Origin of the sequence: Streptomyces sp. SAI-170 (genome assembly GCF_049739565.1) — a bacterium.
GTDB lineage: Bacteria > Actinomycetota > Actinomycetes > Streptomycetales > Streptomycetaceae > Streptomyces.
This window is the reverse complement of the sequence record NZ_JBMGQD010000001.1, coordinates 2,139,117-2,154,749: the sequence shown is the minus strand read 5'-3', so window position 1 is coordinate 2,154,749 and position 15,633 is coordinate 2,139,117. Positions and strand designations below refer to the sequence as shown.

Annotated in this window: 5 protein-coding genes; 3 read left to right on the top strand and 2 right to left on the bottom strand. The window is 74.0% G+C overall.

Annotation, left to right across the window (positions count from 1 at the left end):
• The first annotated feature begins 8 nt into the window (after nucleotides 1-8).
• Nucleotides 9-10,673 carry an SDR family NAD(P)-dependent oxidoreductase gene (locus RKD23_RS09715; RefSeq protein WP_424853323.1) on the top strand — a complete coding sequence of 3,555 codons (10,665 nt, stop codon included), beginning with the start codon at nucleotides 9-11 and terminating at the stop codon, nucleotides 10,671-10,673.
• Between the two features lie 72 nt (nucleotides 10,674-10,745).
• On the opposite strand, the gene RKD23_RS09710 is transcribed toward RKD23_RS09715, so the two are convergent.
• Both RKD23_RS09710 and RKD23_RS09705 read right to left on the bottom strand, forming a co-directional pair.
• On the bottom strand, nucleotides 10,746-11,942 hold the full coding sequence (locus tag RKD23_RS09710; RefSeq protein ID WP_424853322.1) for a cytochrome P450: 1,197 nt from the start codon (nucleotides 11,940-11,942) through the stop codon (nucleotides 10,746-10,748).
• 32 nt (nucleotides 11,943-11,974) lie between these two features.
• Nucleotides 11,975-13,519, bottom strand: coding sequence for an AMP-binding protein (locus tag RKD23_RS09705; protein WP_424853321.1), 1,545 nt, complete (start codon nucleotides 13,517-13,519; stop codon nucleotides 11,975-11,977).
• A gap of 137 nt (nucleotides 13,520-13,656) precedes the next feature.
• On the opposite strand from RKD23_RS09705, the gene RKD23_RS09700 reads away from it, so the two are divergent.
• Together RKD23_RS09700 and RKD23_RS09695 are read left to right on the top strand one after the other, a co-directional pair.
• Nucleotides 13,657-13,896 carry an acyl carrier protein gene (locus tag RKD23_RS09700; RefSeq protein WP_404033238.1) on the top strand — a complete coding sequence of 80 codons (240 nt, stop codon included), beginning with the start codon at nucleotides 13,657-13,659 and terminating at the stop codon, nucleotides 13,894-13,896.
• A 115-nt stretch (nucleotides 13,897-14,011) separates the two neighbouring features.
• Nucleotides 14,012-15,592 (top strand): AMP-binding protein, encoded by a 1,581-nt coding sequence (locus RKD23_RS09695; RefSeq protein ID WP_424853320.1) that lies wholly within the window; start codon nucleotides 14,012-14,014, stop codon nucleotides 15,590-15,592.
• Nucleotides 15,593-15,633 lie beyond the last annotated feature (41 nt).

Below are 15,633 nucleotides of genomic sequence, written 5' to 3'. Positions count from 1 at the left end.
ACGCGCTGATGAACGAGGCCGAAGCGCTCAACGGGGCCGACGCGCTCGACGTGCTGCGCCGACTGGTGCGCGAGCACACGCTCACCGCCCTGCGCAAGGCGAACCCCGGCACCACCGAGGCGGCCCTGGACGGCGACCGCGCCTTTCGCGACCTCGGGTTCGACTCGCTGGCCGTCGTCGGCCTCGTCCAGGCCCTCTCGGCCGCCCTCGGCCGGGAGCTGCCCGCCTCCCTCGTGTTCGAGCACCCCACGCCGAACGCCCTGACCCGCCACCTCGCCGGCGAGATCCTCGGCGCGCCCGCCGAGCCGGACCGCGCCGGCCGCCGCCCGGCCGACGAGGGCGAACCCGTCGCGATCGTCGGCATGGGCTGCCGTTTCCCCGGCGGGGTCAGCACCCCGGCCGACCTGTGGCGGCTGGTCAGCGGCGAACAGCACGTCATCCAGCCCTTCCCCACCGACCGCGGCTGGGACCTCACCCGCCTCTTCGACCCGGACCCGGCCAGGCCCGGCACGACGTACGCCCACGAGGCCGGCTTCATCGCCGACGCGCCCGCCTTCGACGCCGACTTCTTCGGCATCTCCCCGCGCGAGGCCCAGGCCATGGACCCGCAGCAGCGGCTCCTGCTCGAGACGTCCTGGGAGGCCTTCGAACGCGCCGGGATCGACGCCACCGCCCTGCGCGGCAGCGACACCGGCGTGTTCATCGGCGCCGAGCAGCAGGAGTACGGGCCCCGGCTGCACGAGGCCCCCGAGGGCGCCGACGGCTACCTCGTCACCGGCAACGCGCTCAGCGTCCTGGCCGGCCGGCTCTCCTACGTCTACGGCCTCCAGGGCCCGGCCCTCAGCGTCGACACGGCCTGCTCGTCCTCCCTGGTCGCCCTGCACCTCGCGCTGCGCTCGCTGCGCTCCGGCGAGTGCTCCCTCGCCCTGACGGGAGGCGCCGCCGTCCTCGGCGCCCCCGGCACCTTCACCGCGTACAGCAGGCAGCGGGCCCTCGCCCCCGACGGCAAGTGCAAGGCGTTCGCCGCGGGTGCCGACGGCACCGGCTTCTCCGAGGGCGTCGGCGCCCTCGTCCTGGAACGCCTCTCCGACGCCCGCCGCAACGGCCACCGCGTCCTCGCCGTCGTCCGCGGCTCCGCCATCAACCAGGACGGCGCCTCCAACGGCCTGACCGCCCCCAACGGCACCGCCCAGCGCCAGGTCATCCGCGAGGCCCTCGCCGACGCCGGTGTCACCCCCGCCGACGTCGACGCCGTCGAGGCGCACGGCACCGGCACCACCCTCGGCGACCCCATCGAGGCCCGCGCCCTGCTCGCCGAGTACGGCAGGGACCGCGAAGAGCCGCTCAGGCTGGGGTCGTTGAAGTCGAACATCGGGCACACCATGGCCGCCGCCGGTGTCGCGGGCGTCATCAAGACGGTGCTGGCCATGCAGCACCGCGTCCTGCCGAAGACCCTCCACGTGGACGCGCCCTCCCCGCAGGTCGACTGGTCCACGGGTGCCGTCGAACTCCTCACCGAGGCCCGGGAATGGACCCGCACCGAGGACCGCCCCCGCCGGGCCGGCATCTCCTCCTTCGGCGTCAGCGGCACGAACGCGCACGTCATCCTGGAGGAGGGCGACGTGGAGCCCGCCGGTACGGCGGAGGCCGACGACACGCCCGTGCCGCTCGTGCTGTCCGCCAAGACCGACGCGGCGCTGACCGCGCTGGCCGACCGGGTGCGCGAACACCTGCAATCAGCGGACTCCGTGGCCGATGTGGGTCATTCGCTCGTGAAGGGACGTGCCGTCTTCGGTCGGCGCGCTGTCGTGGTCGGCCGCGACCGCGCCGAACTGCTCTCCGGATTGAAGGAGTTGACCGAGCCGCCCACGGAGCCCGTCCCCGGCGAGAAGAAGGTCTTCGTCTTCCCCGGCCAGGGAACCCAGTGGATCGGCATGGGCGCCCGGCTCGCCCAGGACAGCAAGGTGTTCGCCAAGCGCCTCGCCGAGTGCGCCGACGCCCTGGAGCCGCTCACCGACTGGTCCCTGTGGGACGTGCTGCGCGACCCGGACGGTTCGGCCCTGGACCGGGTGGACGTCGTCCAGCCCGCGTCCTTCGCGGTGATGGTCTCACTGGCCGCCCTCTGGGAGTCGTACGGCGTCAAGCCCGACGCGGTGATCGGCCACTCCCAGGGCGAGATCGCCGCGGCCGTCGTCAGCGGGGCCCTGTCTCTGGAGGACGGGGCGTGGATCGTCGCGCTGCGGTCGCAGGTGATCGCGCGGTCGCTGGCGGGCGCGGGCGGCATGATGTCGGTCGCGCTGCCCGTCGAGGCGGTCGAGCCGCGCCTGCCGGAGGGCGTGTCGGTGGCCGCGGTCAACGGCCCGAAGGCCGTCGTGGTCGCCGGTGACCCGGCCGGACTGGACGCCCTCCAGGCGGAGTTGGAGGCCGAGGAGGTCCGCGTGCGCCGCGTCGCCGTGGACTACGCCTCGCACTCGCCGCAGGTCGAGCAGATCGAGCAGGAGCTGCTGCGGGTCCTCGCGCCGATCCGGCCGCGCGCCTCCCGCGTGCCGTTCTTCTCCACGGTGACGGGGGAGTGGCAGGACACCACGGCCATGGAGGCCGCCTACTGGTACCGCAACCTGCGCCGCCAGGTCCGCTTCGCCGACGCGGTGACCACCCTGGCCGAGCAGGGCTACGGCGCCTTCGTCGAGGTCAGCGCGCACCCTGTCGTCGTCATGGGCATCCAGGACAACCTCGACGTCCTCGGCCGCCAGGGCGCGGTCGTCGGCACCCTGCGCCGCGGCGAGGGCGGCCTGGACCGGTTCCTGCGCTCCGCGGGCGAGCTGTTCGCCCACGGCTTCGACGTCGACTTCTCCTCCGCGTTCCCCGAGGACGCCCGCCGCGTCGAGCTGCCGACCTACCCCTTCCAGCGCCGCACCTACTGGCTGGAGCACACCTCCGGCACGGCCGCCGCCGACGTCTCCTCCGCCGGACTGGTCGCCACCGGGCACCCGCTGCTCGGCGCGGCCGTCCCCCTCGCGGGCGGCGGCACCGTCGCGCTCACCGGCCGGCTCGACCCGCGCACCCAGCCGTGGCTCGCCGACCACCGGGTGGCCGGGACGGTGCTGTTCCCCGGCACCGGATTCGTCGAACTCGCCGTCCGCGCCGCCGACGAGGCCGGCGCGGGCACCGTCGAGGAACTCACCCTGCTGCGGCCGCTGGTGCTCGCCGACGACGCCGCCACCGTCGTGCAGGTCGTCGTGGACGACGCCGACGCCGAGGGCCGCCGTACCTGCACGGTCCACTCCCGCCCCGAGGGCGCACTGCCCGGCACGCCGTGGACCGAGCACGCCGTAGGCCGGCTCGCGCCCGCCGCCCCGGCGCCCGGCTACGACCTCGCCGCCTGGCCGCCCGCCGCACAGCCGGTCACCCTGGACGGCGCCTACGCCGAACTGGCCGCCCAGGGCTACGAGTACGGCCCCGCCTTCCAGGGCCTGCGCGCGGTCTGGCGGCAGGGCGAGCAGGTCTTCGCCGAGGTGACCCTGCCGGACGGCACCGAAGCGGGCCCGTTCGGGCTGCACCCCGCGCTGCTGGACGCGGTCGTGCAGGCGGTGGACGTCGCCGGGCTGCTGGAGCCCGCCCCGCAGGGCGAGGTGGCGCTGCCCTTCGCCTGGAACGACGTCACGCTGCACGCCCAGGGCGCGGCCGCCGTACGGGTACGGATCACCCGCGCCGGGGACCAGGCCGTCGCGCTGGACCTGGCCGACCCCACCGGGGAGCCCGTCGCCTCGGTCGGCGCGCTCCAGATCCGGCCCATGCGACTGGCGGCGGCCGGACAGGGCTCCCTCTACCGCATGGACTGGCGGCCCCTGACCGGCCTCGACCCCGCCCCCGCCGCCGAGTCGGCCGTCCTCGGGGACGACCTGTTCGGCCTCGCCGACACGCTCGGCGCGACGCCCGTCCAGGACACCGCCGTACCGGAGACGGTCTATCTGTGCGTCGCCTCCGACCCCGATGAGGAGCATGTCACCGAGATCCACCGGGTGACCGCGGCCGCGCTCGCCGACGCCCAACGACGGCTCGCCGAGCCCCGGTTCGCCGACACCCGGCTCGTCGTCGTCACACGGGGGGCCGTGTCCGCCGCCGGGGAGGACGTCACCGACCTGCCGGCCGCCGCGGTGTGGGGCCTGCTGCGCTCCGCGCAGGCCGAGGAGCCCGGCTGCTTCGTGCTCCTGGACCTCGACCATGGGCCGCTCCCCGCCGACGCCCTGCGCTCGGCCGTCGCCGCGGGCGAGACACAGCTCGCCGTCCGCGAGGGCCGCGTCCACGTCCCGCGCCTCGCGCCCGCCCCGGGCACCGAGGAGACCGGCACCCCGTTCGACCCCGAGGGCACCGTCCTCGTCACCGGCGGCACCGGCACTCTCGGCGCCCTGCTCGCCCGGCACCTGGTCACCGAGCACGGCGTACGGCATCTGCTGCTCACCAGCAGGCGCGGCGCTGACGCGCCCGGAGCGGCCGAGCTGACCACCGAACTCGCCGCGCTCGGCGCCGAGGTGACCGTCCGGGCCTGCGACGCCGCCGACCCGGCCGCGCTCGCGGCAGTCCTCGACGCCATCGACGCCGCCCACCCGCTGACCGCCGTGGTGCACACCGCCGGTGTCCTCGACGACGGCACGATCCCCTCCCTCACCCCCGAGCGGCTCGACACCGTGCTGCGCGCCAAGGCCGACGCCGCCTGGCATCTGCACCGGCTCACCGCGCACCTCGACCTCACCCACTTCGTCCTCTACTCCTCCCTCGCCGGCACGGTCGACGGCCCCGCCCAGGGCAACTACGCCGCCGCCAACGCCTACCTCGACGCCCTCGCCGCCCACCGCCGCGCCAGCGGCCTGCCCGCACACGCCCTGGCCTGGGGCTTCTGGTCCCAGCGCAGCGGCCTGACCGGGCACCTCGGCGAGGCCGACCTGGCCCGCCTCGCCGAGTCCGGCGACAAGGGTCTCGGCGACGCCGACGGGCTGGCCCTGTTCGACGCGGCCCTGCGCACCGACGCAACCCTGCTGTACCCCGTACGGCTCGACCCGGCGGCCCTGCGCGCCCGCGGCACCGGACTGCCCCTGGTGCTGCGCGGCCTGGTCCCCGTACCGGCCCGCCGTACGGCCGCCGACGCCGCGGCACCCGCCGCCGACCTGTCGGGCGTCGCCGCACGGCTCGCGGAACTCGCCGAGGCCCAGCGGACCCCGTTCCTGCTCGACCTGGTGCGCGGCCACATCGCGAACGTGCTCGGCCACCCCGACACCGACGCCATCACCGCCCACCGCCCGCTGCGCGAACTGGGCTTCGACTCGCTGGCCGCCGTCGAGCTGCGCAACCGCCTCTCCCGCGCCACCGGACTGCGCCTGCCCACCACCCTGGTCTTCGACCACCCCACGCCGAACGCCCTCGCCGCCCTCCTGCTCGAACGGCTGACGGCGTCCGCGGCACCCACCCCGGCCGTCACGGCACGCCCCGGGACGGACACCGAGGACGACCCCGTCGTCATCGTCGGCATGAGCTGCCGCTACCCCGGCGGGGTCACCTCCCCGGAGGACCTGTGGCGGCTGGTCGCCGACGGCGTCGACACCGTCGCCGGCTTCCCGCGCGACCGCGGCTGGGACGTCGACGGCGTCTACGACCCCGAGCCCGGCGCCGAGGGCAAGTCGTACGTCCGTGACGGCAGTTTCCTCGACGACGTCGCCGGATTCGACCCGGCCTTCTTCGGGATCTCCCCGCGCGAGGCCCTCACCATGGACCCCCAGCAGCGCATGCTGCTCGAACTGTCCTGGGAGGTCTTCGAGCGCGCCGGCCTCGACCCCGAGACCCTGCGCGGCAGCGACACCGGCGTCTTCGCCGGCCTGATGTACCACGACTACACCGGCTCCAGCAGCGAAGGCAGCCTCGTCTCCGGCCGCATCTCCTACACCTACGGCCTCGAAGGCCCGGCCGTCACCGTCGACACGGCCTGCTCGTCCTCGCTGGTCGCGCTGCACTGGGCGATGCAGGCGCTGCGCCGCGGCGAGTGCTCCCTCGCCCTCGCGGGCGGTGTCACGGTCATGGCGACGCCGGAGCTGTTCATCGACTTCAGCCGCCAGCGCGGCCTCGCCCCCGACGGCCGCTGCAAGTCCTTCGCGGCCGCCGCCGACGGCACGGGCTGGGGCGAGGGCGCCGGACTGCTCCTGCTGGAGCGCCTCTCCGACGCCCGCCGCAACGGCCACCGCGTGCTGGCCGTGGTCCGCGGCTCGGCCGTCAACCAGGACGGAGCCTCCAACGGCATCACCGCCCCCAACGGCCCCTCCCAGCAGCGCGTGATCCGCGCCGCCCTGGCCGACGCGGGCCTCGGGGTCGCGGACGTCGACGCCGTCGAGGCGCACGGCACCGGCACCCGCCTCGGCGACCCCATCGAGGCCCAGGCCATCCTCGCCACCTACGGCCAGGACCGCTCCGAGCCTTTGCTGCTCGGCTCGATCAAGTCCAACATCGGCCACACCCAGGCCGCCGCCGGTGTCGCCGGCGTCATCAAGATGGTGCAGGCCATGCGGCACGGCGTCCTGCCCAGGACCCTGCACGTGGACGAGCCGTCCCCGCACGTCGACTGGACCGAGGGCGCGGTCGAACTCCTCACGGACCAGCGCCCGTTGCCGGCCGTGGACCGGCCCTGGCGGACCGGCGTCTCCTCCTTCGGCATCAGCGGCACCAACGCCCACGTCATCCTGGAACAGGCCCCGGAGCCCGAGCCCCGGCCCGCCGTCGCGGCACCGCCGGCCGTACTGCCGCTGATCCTCTCCGCGAAGACCGGCACCGCGCTGACCGCCCGCGCACGTCAACTCGCCTCCGCTCTCGATCTGTTCACGCCCCTCGACCTCTCCCACACCCTCGCCGCCACCGGCACCGCCCTGGAGCACCGCGCGGTGATCCTCGGCAGTACGGCCGACGAACTCCGAACGGGCCTGGAGCGTCTGGAGCCGGGCCGCACGGCCCTGCGCGAGGGCCGCCTCGGGTACGTCTTCTCGGGCCAGGGCTCGCAGTGGGCCGGGATGAGCCGTGAGCTGTACGAGGCCTTCCCGGCCTTCGCCGCCGCGCTGGACGAGGTGCTGGACGCGCTCGACGGTGACATCCGGCCGGCCATGTGGGAGGGCGACTCCCTGAACCGGACCGGGTTCACGCAGCCCGCGCTGTTCGCCGTCGAGGTCGCGCTGTTCCGCCTGCTGGAGTCGTGGGGCATGCGCCCGGACGCGGTCGGTGGTCATTCGGTGGGCGAGATCGCGGCCGCGCATGTGGCCGGGGTGCTGTCGCTGGAGGACGCCGCCGCGCTGGTCACCGCACGGGGCCGGCTGATGGAGGCCCTGCCGGAGGGCGGGGCGATGGTGGCGGTGCAGGCCTCGGAGGAGGAGGTGACGCCGCTGCTGGGCGAGAGCGTCTCGCTGGCGGCCGTCAACGCGCCCGGCTCGGTGGTGGTTTCGGGCGTAGAGGAGGCGGTGCTCGCGGTCGTCGAGCACTTCAAGGACCGCAAGACGTCCCGCCTGCGGGTCTCCCACGCGTTCCACTCGGCGTTGATGGAGCCGATGCTGGAGGACTTCCGCGAGGTGGTCTTCGCTCTCGAACTCCGTTCACCCAAGGTGGAGTTGTTCACGGCGGGCGACCCGTGCACGGTCGACTTCTGGGTCGACCACGTCCGTGACACGGTCCGCTTCGCGGACACGGTCCGGCGGATGTCGGCCGAAGGCGTGACGACCTTCTTGGAGGTCGGCCCGGACGCGGTCCTCACCCCGATGGGCCCGGCCTCCGTGACCGGCGAGGACGTCACCTTCGTGCCGTTGATGCGGCGCGAGCGTGACGAAGTGACCTCGGTGCTCAAGGGCGTCGGCCAGGCCTGGACCCGGGGTGTCCCGGTCGACTGGTCGGCCGTCGTGCCGGCGGGCGAGTGGGTGGACCTGCCGACCTACCCGTTCGAGCACCGGCGCTACTGGCTGGAGCCGGCCCCGGTCGCCCAGGGCGGGCAGGACGCCACCGGTCACTCCGTCCTCACCGCGGTCGTGCCCTCGCCCGACAGTGACGCCGTCACCCTCACCGGGGAGCTGTCGCTGCGGAACCAGCCCTGGCTGGGCGAGCACCGCATGGCGGGTACGGCGATCCTGCCGGGCGCGGCGTTCGTGGAGCTGGTGATCCGGGCCGGGGACGAGGTGGGCTGCCCGCGCGTCGACGAGCTGACGCTGGAGGAGCCGCTGGTCCTGGCCGAGCGGGAGCCCACCCGGCTCCAGGTCGTCGTCGGCACGCTGGACGTGACCGGCCGCCGTGCGGTCGCCGTACACGCGCGGGGTGCGGGAAGCCGGGAGTGGACCCGGCACGCGAGCGGTTACCTTGCCGAGCAGACCGAGGCCGCCGCCCCCGCGGAGGCCGCCTGGCCGCCGGCGGACGCCGAGGCACTGGACGTCGACACGGCGTACGAGGCGCTGGCCGCGCAGGGCTTCGAGTACGGCGAGCTGTTCAGCGGACTGCGTGCCCTGTGGCGGCACGGCCGGGACGTGCTCGCCGAGGTCGAGCTGCCCGAGGAGGCGGCGCCGGACGGCTACGGCATCCACCCGGCGCTGCTGGACGCCGTGTTGCACGGTGGCGAGCTGTTCGCCGACGGCGACGACGTGACGATGCCGTTCGCCTGGCGGGGCGTCACCCTGCACGCGACCGGGGCGACCCGGCTGCGGGTGCGGCTCACCCCGGCGGACGAGGGCGGCTATGCCATCGCCGCCACCGACCCGGCCGGCACGCCGGTCCTCACCGTCGACTCGCTGCTGGTGCGTTCCGTGCCCGGCCTCGATCTGGACGCGCTGGGCGGACCGGGCACCCACGACAAGCTGTACACCGTCGAGTGGTCGTCGCTGCGGGGCGGCGGGCGGCCGGAACCCGGCACCCTTGCGGTCGTCGGCGACCTCGGTGGCGCCGCTCCGTCGAACGCCCCGGCCTACCCGGACCGGGAGGCGCTGTTCGCCTCGGGCGACCCGCTGCCGGACGCGGTGCTCTACGCACCGGCCGGGGCCGACAGGACGAAGGACCCGGTCACTGCCCTGCACACGGCGACCGAGGAGACGCTGGCCTTCCTCACCGGCTGGCTCGCCGACACCCGGTGCGCCGCGGTCGGCCTGGCCGTCGTCCTGCGCGGACCGGACCTGGTCGACGGCGCGCTGGCCGGACTGGTCCGCGCCGCCCAGGCCGAGCACCCCGGCCGCATCACCCTGGTCCGGACGGCCGACGACTCCGCGGGGCTGCTGCCCGCCGCCCTCGCCGCCGACGAGCCCGAGGTCGCCGTACGCGACGGGGAACTGCACGTCCCGCGGCTGCTCCCGGCCACCGGCACCCGGCAGGAGCTGGACCCCGGCGACACCGTGCTGGTCACCGGCGGCACCGGCGGGCTCGGCGCGGCCGTCGCCCGGCATCTGGTGGACCGGTACGGCGTCCGGGAGCTGATCCTCGCCAGCAGGCGCGGGCCCGCCGCACCCGGGGTGGAGCGGCTGACCGGGGAGCTGACCGCGCGCGGCGCCCAGGTCACCGTCGTCGCCTGTGACGTCGGCGACCGCGAGTCGGTGGCCCAGCTGCTCGCCGACCACCCCGTGACCGGCATCGTGCACACGGCGGGTGTCGTCGAGGACGGACTGCTCGCCTCGCAGACCCCCGAGCGGCTGCGGAACGTGCTGCGGCCCAAGGCGGACGCGGCCTGGCATCTGCACGAACTGGCCGGGGACGTCTCGATGTTCGTGCTGTACTCCTCGGCCGCCGGCACCCTCGACGGGGCCGGGCAGGCCAACTACGCCGCCGCCAACGGCTTCCTGGACGCCCTCGCCCAGCACCGCCGGGCCCTCGGGCTGCCGGCCTGCTCACTGGCCTGGGGCCTGTGGGAGGAACGCAGCGGCATGGCGGGCGAATTGAGCGAGGCCGACCTGGAGCGGATGAACCGGGCCGGACTGCGGGCCCTGCCGACCGGTGAGGCGCTGGAGCTGTTCGACACCGCCTCCGGACTGGACGCGGCCGTGGTGCTGCCGATGTGGCTGGACACGGACGCCGTGGCGCGGGCCGACCGGCCGGTCCCGGCGATGCTGCGGGCCCTGGTGCGCAGGCCGGTGCGCCGGGCCGCGCAGGCCGTCGCTGCGGCGCCCGTCGAGGTGTCGCTGGAAGAGCGCTTGCAGGACATGCGGGCGCAGGAGCGGGCGCCGTATCTGCTCGACTTCGTGCGTACGCAGGTGGCGACGGTCCTCGGGCACGACGGCCCGCACTCCGTGGAGCCGACCCGTGGCTTCTCGGAGCTGGGCGTCGACTCGCTGGCCGCGCTCGAACTGCGCAACCTGCTGGCCGAACGGGCCGAGGTGCGGCTGCCGGCGACGCTGATCTTCGACTACCCGACGCCGAAGGCGATCGCGGACCTGCTCCACGAGGAGCTGGTCGGGGACATGGCCGAAGCGCTGGAGGCCGAGTTCGCCTCCATCGAGGAGGCGCTGAGCAGCGCGGGCGGCGAGGAGCAGGAGCGGATCCTGGCCCGGTTGCGGGCCCTCGCCGAGCGGTCGGCGGGGCCCAAGGTGCCGGGGCAGGCACAGGACGACACCGCCTCCGACGAGATCGCCTCCGCGACCGCCGACGAGCTGTTCGACATCCTCGACGGCGAACTGGGCTGACCGGCACGGCGGAAGGGCTGAGCCCCTCCACCCCGGCGGGTGGAGGGGCTCAGCCCTTTCCTCGGCTGTGCTTCACCAGGCGATCGGCAGCCGCGACGGCCCCCGTACGATCACCCCGAACTTCCACTCGACGCCCTCCGGGCCCTCGGCCAGCCGCAGGTCCGGCAGCCGGGACAGCAGCGCCGTCAGCGACTCCTGGAGCTCCATGCGGGCCAGCTGGGCGCCGATGCAGTGGTGCGGCCCGTGCCCGAAGGTCACATGCGGGTTGGGGGAGCGGGTGAAGTCGACCGTCTCCGGGTCCTCGAAGACCTCCGGGTCCCGGTTCGCCGCGTGCAGGGCGGGCAGCACCGGGTCGCCGGTGCGCACCAGGGTGTCCCCGATCATGACGTCCTCCAGCGCGTACCGGGCGAACATCGCCGCGGTGTTGATGGGGACGTAGCGCAGCAGCTCCTCGACGGCGCCCGGCATCAGCTCCGGCCGCTCGCGCAGCTGCTGGAGCAGGTCCGGGCGGGTGAGCAGCGTGTAGACGAAGCTCGGCAGCGCCGACGCGACCGTCTCCACGCCGCCGGTGAGCAGCCCCGCCCCGGCCAGCGCGATCAGCTCGGTGTCGGTGAGCTTGTCGCCGTGGTCGCGGGCGAAGACGAGCGCGCCGAGCAGGTCGTCGGTGGGCTCGCGGCGGCGCTGGGCCACCAGGTCGGCCATGTACTTGTCGAGTTCGTCGCCGATCTCGAACAGCACGTCGCCCTTCATCGTGGCCTCGCCGGTCACACCCTCGGTCCAGGTGCTGAAGACGTGCCGGTCCTCGAAGGGCACGCCGAGCAGGTCGCAGATGACGGTCACCGGCAGCAGCCGGGCGAAGTCCTCCACCAGGTCGGCCTGCGGGCCCTTGGCGAGCATGTCGTCGATGAGGCGGTGCGCGAGCGTCTCCACACCCTCGCGCATCTGTTTCATCCGACGGCTGGTGAACGCCTTGCCGACCAGCCGGCGCAGCCGGGTGTGGTCCGGCGGGTCCATGCCCATGATGCCGTCGCCGGTCGACTGCCGGCGCAGCCGCGGCTGGTCCAGGCCCTGGGCGATGGACCGGCTGAACCGGGCGTCGGTCAGCACGAACTTCACGTCCGCGTGCCGGGTCGCGAGCCACGCCGGTTCGCCGTACGGCAGTTGGACGCGGCTCAGCGGCTCCTCCTGCTGCAACTTGAAGTAGAGCGGGGACACGCCGGTCTCGTGCATGTCGAAGGGATAGTCCCTCACGGTCGTCTGCACACTCAAAGTCTGTCTCTCCTCACCAGAGGTGGTGTCGTTCAGCGGGCCTGGAGCAGTTCGTCCGCGCGGGCGGCGAGCCGCAGCCGGTCGACCTTGCGGTTGGTGTTGAGGGGGAACTCGGCCAGGCGGTGGAAGTGCTTGGGCAGCACGGCCGCGGGCAGCAGACCGCGCAGCCGGCGGACCAGCTCCACGGTGGGCACCTCGGCGCCGGTGTAGAAGGCGAACAGCTCGGTGCCGCTCGCCCCGGTCACCGCGACCGCGACCGCGTCGGCGACCCCGCAGTCCCTGAGCGCGTGCTCCACCTCGGCGAGCTCTACCCGCCAGCCCTGCACCTGCACCTGCGCGTCGCGCCGCCCGAGGTAGATCAGCTCCTCGCCGTCGAGCCGCCGGACGCGGTCGCCCGTACGGTAGTAGCGTCGGCCCTGGCGCTCGAAGAAGGCGCCCGTCTCGTTGCGCGGGTCCACGTATCCGGCGGCCAGCTGCGGGCCCGACACGCACAACTCGCCCTCCTCGGAGGTCGGTTCGCCGTCCTCGCCGAGCAGCAGGTGGTGATGGCCGGGGTGTACGGCACCGATCGGGACGAGGCCGTTGACGGACGCGGCCTCGGAGTGCTCGCCCGCCCAGCGGTGGACGGTGATGGTGACGGTCAGCTCCGTCGGCCCGTACAGGTTCTCCAGAGCCGAACCGGGCGCCGCCGCCTGCCAGTCGGCCGCGTCGCGGGTCTTGAGCGCCTCACCGGCGAACAGGCTCCAGCGCAGCGCGGGCATCCGGCCGGCGCCCAGTGAGCCCGTGCGCCGCACCAGGTCGATCACGCTCGGCGTGGAGAACCACACCGTCAACCCCTGCCCGGCGATGAACGCGGGCAGATCCCGGTAGGCGTGCGCGGGCACCGGCACCGAGGTGGCGCCCGCGCCCCAGGCGGCGAACACGTCGAAGACCGCGCAGTCGAAGTTCAGGTCGAACGCCTGGGACACCACATCGGCGGGGCCCAGGCCGTAGCGCTCGTCCACCAGCCGGAAGTAGTGCTCGAAGCCGCCGTGCGTGAGCACCACACCCTTGGGCACACCCGTCGACCCCGACGTGAACAGCAGATACGCCGTGTCGCCCGGCTTGACCTCGGCGGGCGCGGTCAGCGCCCTGCCCGCGTCGGGCCGGACCGGCCGGCCCGGGATCTCGTCGCCGTCCTCGGCGTCGGGCACCAGCACCGCGAGGTCGTCGGTGCCGTCGAGGACGTCGGCCAGCACCTTCAGGCTCGCCCGGTCGGCGATCACCACGCCCGCACCGGAGGCCCGCAGGATCTGCCGGGTCCGGGCCGCGGGGAAGTCGGGGCGCAGCGGGACGACGGCCGCGCCCGCGTACAGCGTGGCGAGCAGCGCCGGATACGCCACCGGCCCCTTGCCCGCCAGCACCCCCACCGCGCGTGCCCCGACGGCGGCCAGCTCACCGCCCCAGGCGAGCGCCCGCCCGTGCAGCTCCCGATAGGTCAGCGCCTCCTCGCCGGTGCGCACCGCGACCCCTTCCGGGGCGAGCGCGAGCCCGCGCAGGAACCGTGTGTGCAGCCCGTACCCGGCCGATTTGTCCATGCTCGAACTCCGCTGTGAATAGGGGGTGTTCTCCGTCGAGAAATCTTCGACCGCCACGTACAGTCAATCCCCGACCTTCGGCCGTCAGTGCCGCGAAGACAACCCTTAATCCCCTCAACGAGAAAGCGACCGCGACGATGATCGACGACCGTTTCGCCGGGCTTCTGCGTCAGCACCTTCCCTATCTCGCCCCCGACGAGTCGCTGGACGAGAACGCCTCCCTGCGCGACCTCGGCCTGGATTCCATGGGCATGGTCGAGCTTCTGTCGGCCGTGGAGAGCGCCTACGACGTCCAGCTCAGGGACGACGCCCTCAACACCGAGACCTTCGCCACCCCGGCCACCCTGTGGCAGGCCGTCGCCGCCGTACGCGCCTGAACGCACCCGGAATTAGGGGGCCGAGTAGGGGTGGGAACGCGGCTATGTTCTTCCCGATCCCCGTTGTTCCTCCCGATCCCGTTCGTGGATTCTCCCGCCCTTCTGTGAGGCCTGCATGAGTCGGCAAGTATTCGCGTACGCACACAACCAGACGGAGAGGCTGCACGAGTTCCTGCTGGCCGGCGCCCGGCTCACCCCGGAGAAGGCGGCCGTCGTGCAACTCGCCGGCAACGAGGCCGGAGCCGTCTCCTACCGGCAGCTGGAGCGCCGCGTCGAGGCGTACCGGACCACCCTGGACGACCTGGGCCTGGACATGGGGGACCGGGTCGTCCTGGAGTCGGACACCTCCGCCTCCGCGATCGCGGCGCTCCTCGCCTGCTCCTCACTCGGCCTGCCGTTCGTGCCGGTCAGCCCCGAGACGCCCGCCCAGCGGCTGCTGTCCATCATCGACAGCGTGCGGCCCGCGCTCTACCTCCAGGCCGCCGACGGCCGCCGGGACGGCATCCCCGACACCGTCGGCACCGGCCGCTTCGGCCCCGACGGCCTGACCGTCGAACGCGCCCCAGCGCCCCGCCGCCGGCACCGCCGCGAGTCCGTCGCCACCGACCCCGCCTACATGGTGTTCACCTCCGGCACCACCGGCACCCCCAAGGGTGTGGTGATGAGCCACCGCGGCATCCTCGCCTTCTGGCGCGGCATGCTCCAGCACGGAATCGTGTCGCCCGAGAGCCGGGTCGCCAGCACCGCCCCGCTCCAGTTCGACTTCTCCCTGCTCGACATCGGCCTGGCGCTCGGCAGCGGCGCCACCGTCGTACCCGTGCCGCGCGCCCTGCTGCGCTGGCCGCGCCGGTTCCTGACCTTCCTCGCCGAGACCGAGGCGACCCAGGTCGACGGCGCGCCCTCCATCTGGCGCGGCGCACTGCGCCACGAGCCCGAGCGGCTCGGGGCGCTCGGCGAGCAGATCCGCGGCATCCTCTTCTCCGGCGAGCCGTTCCCGGCCCATGAACTGCGCCGGCTGCAGGAGCTGCTGCCCGCCGCCCGGATCGTCAACTGCTTCGGCAGCACCGAGTCGATCGCCGCGTCCTTCACCGACGTACCGCGTCCGCTGCCCGCCGAACAGCGGCAGCTGTCCATCGGGTTCGCCCACCCGGGCGCCGAGATGATGCTCCTCGACGACGAACTGAGCCCGATCGACGAGCCCGGCGTCACCGGGCAGATCTACCTGCGCAGCTCGGCCCTGTTCACCGGCTACTGGAACGACCCCGAGGCCACCGCCAAGGCCCTGGTGCCCGACCCGCTGGCCCCCGAGACCGGCCAGCTCGTCTTCCGCACCGGCGACCTCGCCCACCGCGGCGAGGGCGGCGAGCTCTACTTCGACGGCCGGGCCGACTCCCAGGTCAAGATCCGCGGCAACCGCGTCGAACTCGGCGAGGTGGAGCGGCGCGTGGCCGAGTTCGAGGGCGTCGCCGCCGCCAGCGCGGTGGTCGTGCCCAAGCCGGACGCCGACCCGGTGCTCGTCGTGTTCGTCGCCCTGGACCGGGACGTGGAAGGCATCGACGAGATGGAACTGGGCGCGTTCTGCATGCAGTACCTGCCCGACTACATGACCCCGCAGGAGATACGCGTCGTCGACGACCTGCCGGTCAACGCCAACGGCAAGGTCGACCGGCGCGCGCTGCTGGACTCCCTGTCCTGAGCGGGGGTTCCCCGGGTACGACAAAGAGGGCCGCGGTCGTC

What these genes read in the sequence shown, in the direction of transcription:
- RKD23_RS09715 (WP_424853323.1), top strand. Translation starts at nt 9, where the DNA reads ATGAACGAGGCCGAAGCGCTCAACGGGGCCGACGCGCTCGACGTGCTG.
- RKD23_RS09705 (WP_424853321.1), bottom strand. Translation starts at nt 13,519, where the DNA reads ATGGACAAATCGGCCGGGTACGGGCTGCACACACGGTTCCTGCGCGGG.
- RKD23_RS09700 (WP_404033238.1), top strand. Translation starts at nt 13,657, where the DNA reads ATGATCGACGACCGTTTCGCCGGGCTTCTGCGTCAGCACCTTCCCTAT.
- RKD23_RS09695 (WP_424853320.1), top strand. Translation starts at nt 14,012, where the DNA reads ATGAGTCGGCAAGTATTCGCGTACGCACACAACCAGACGGAGAGGCTG.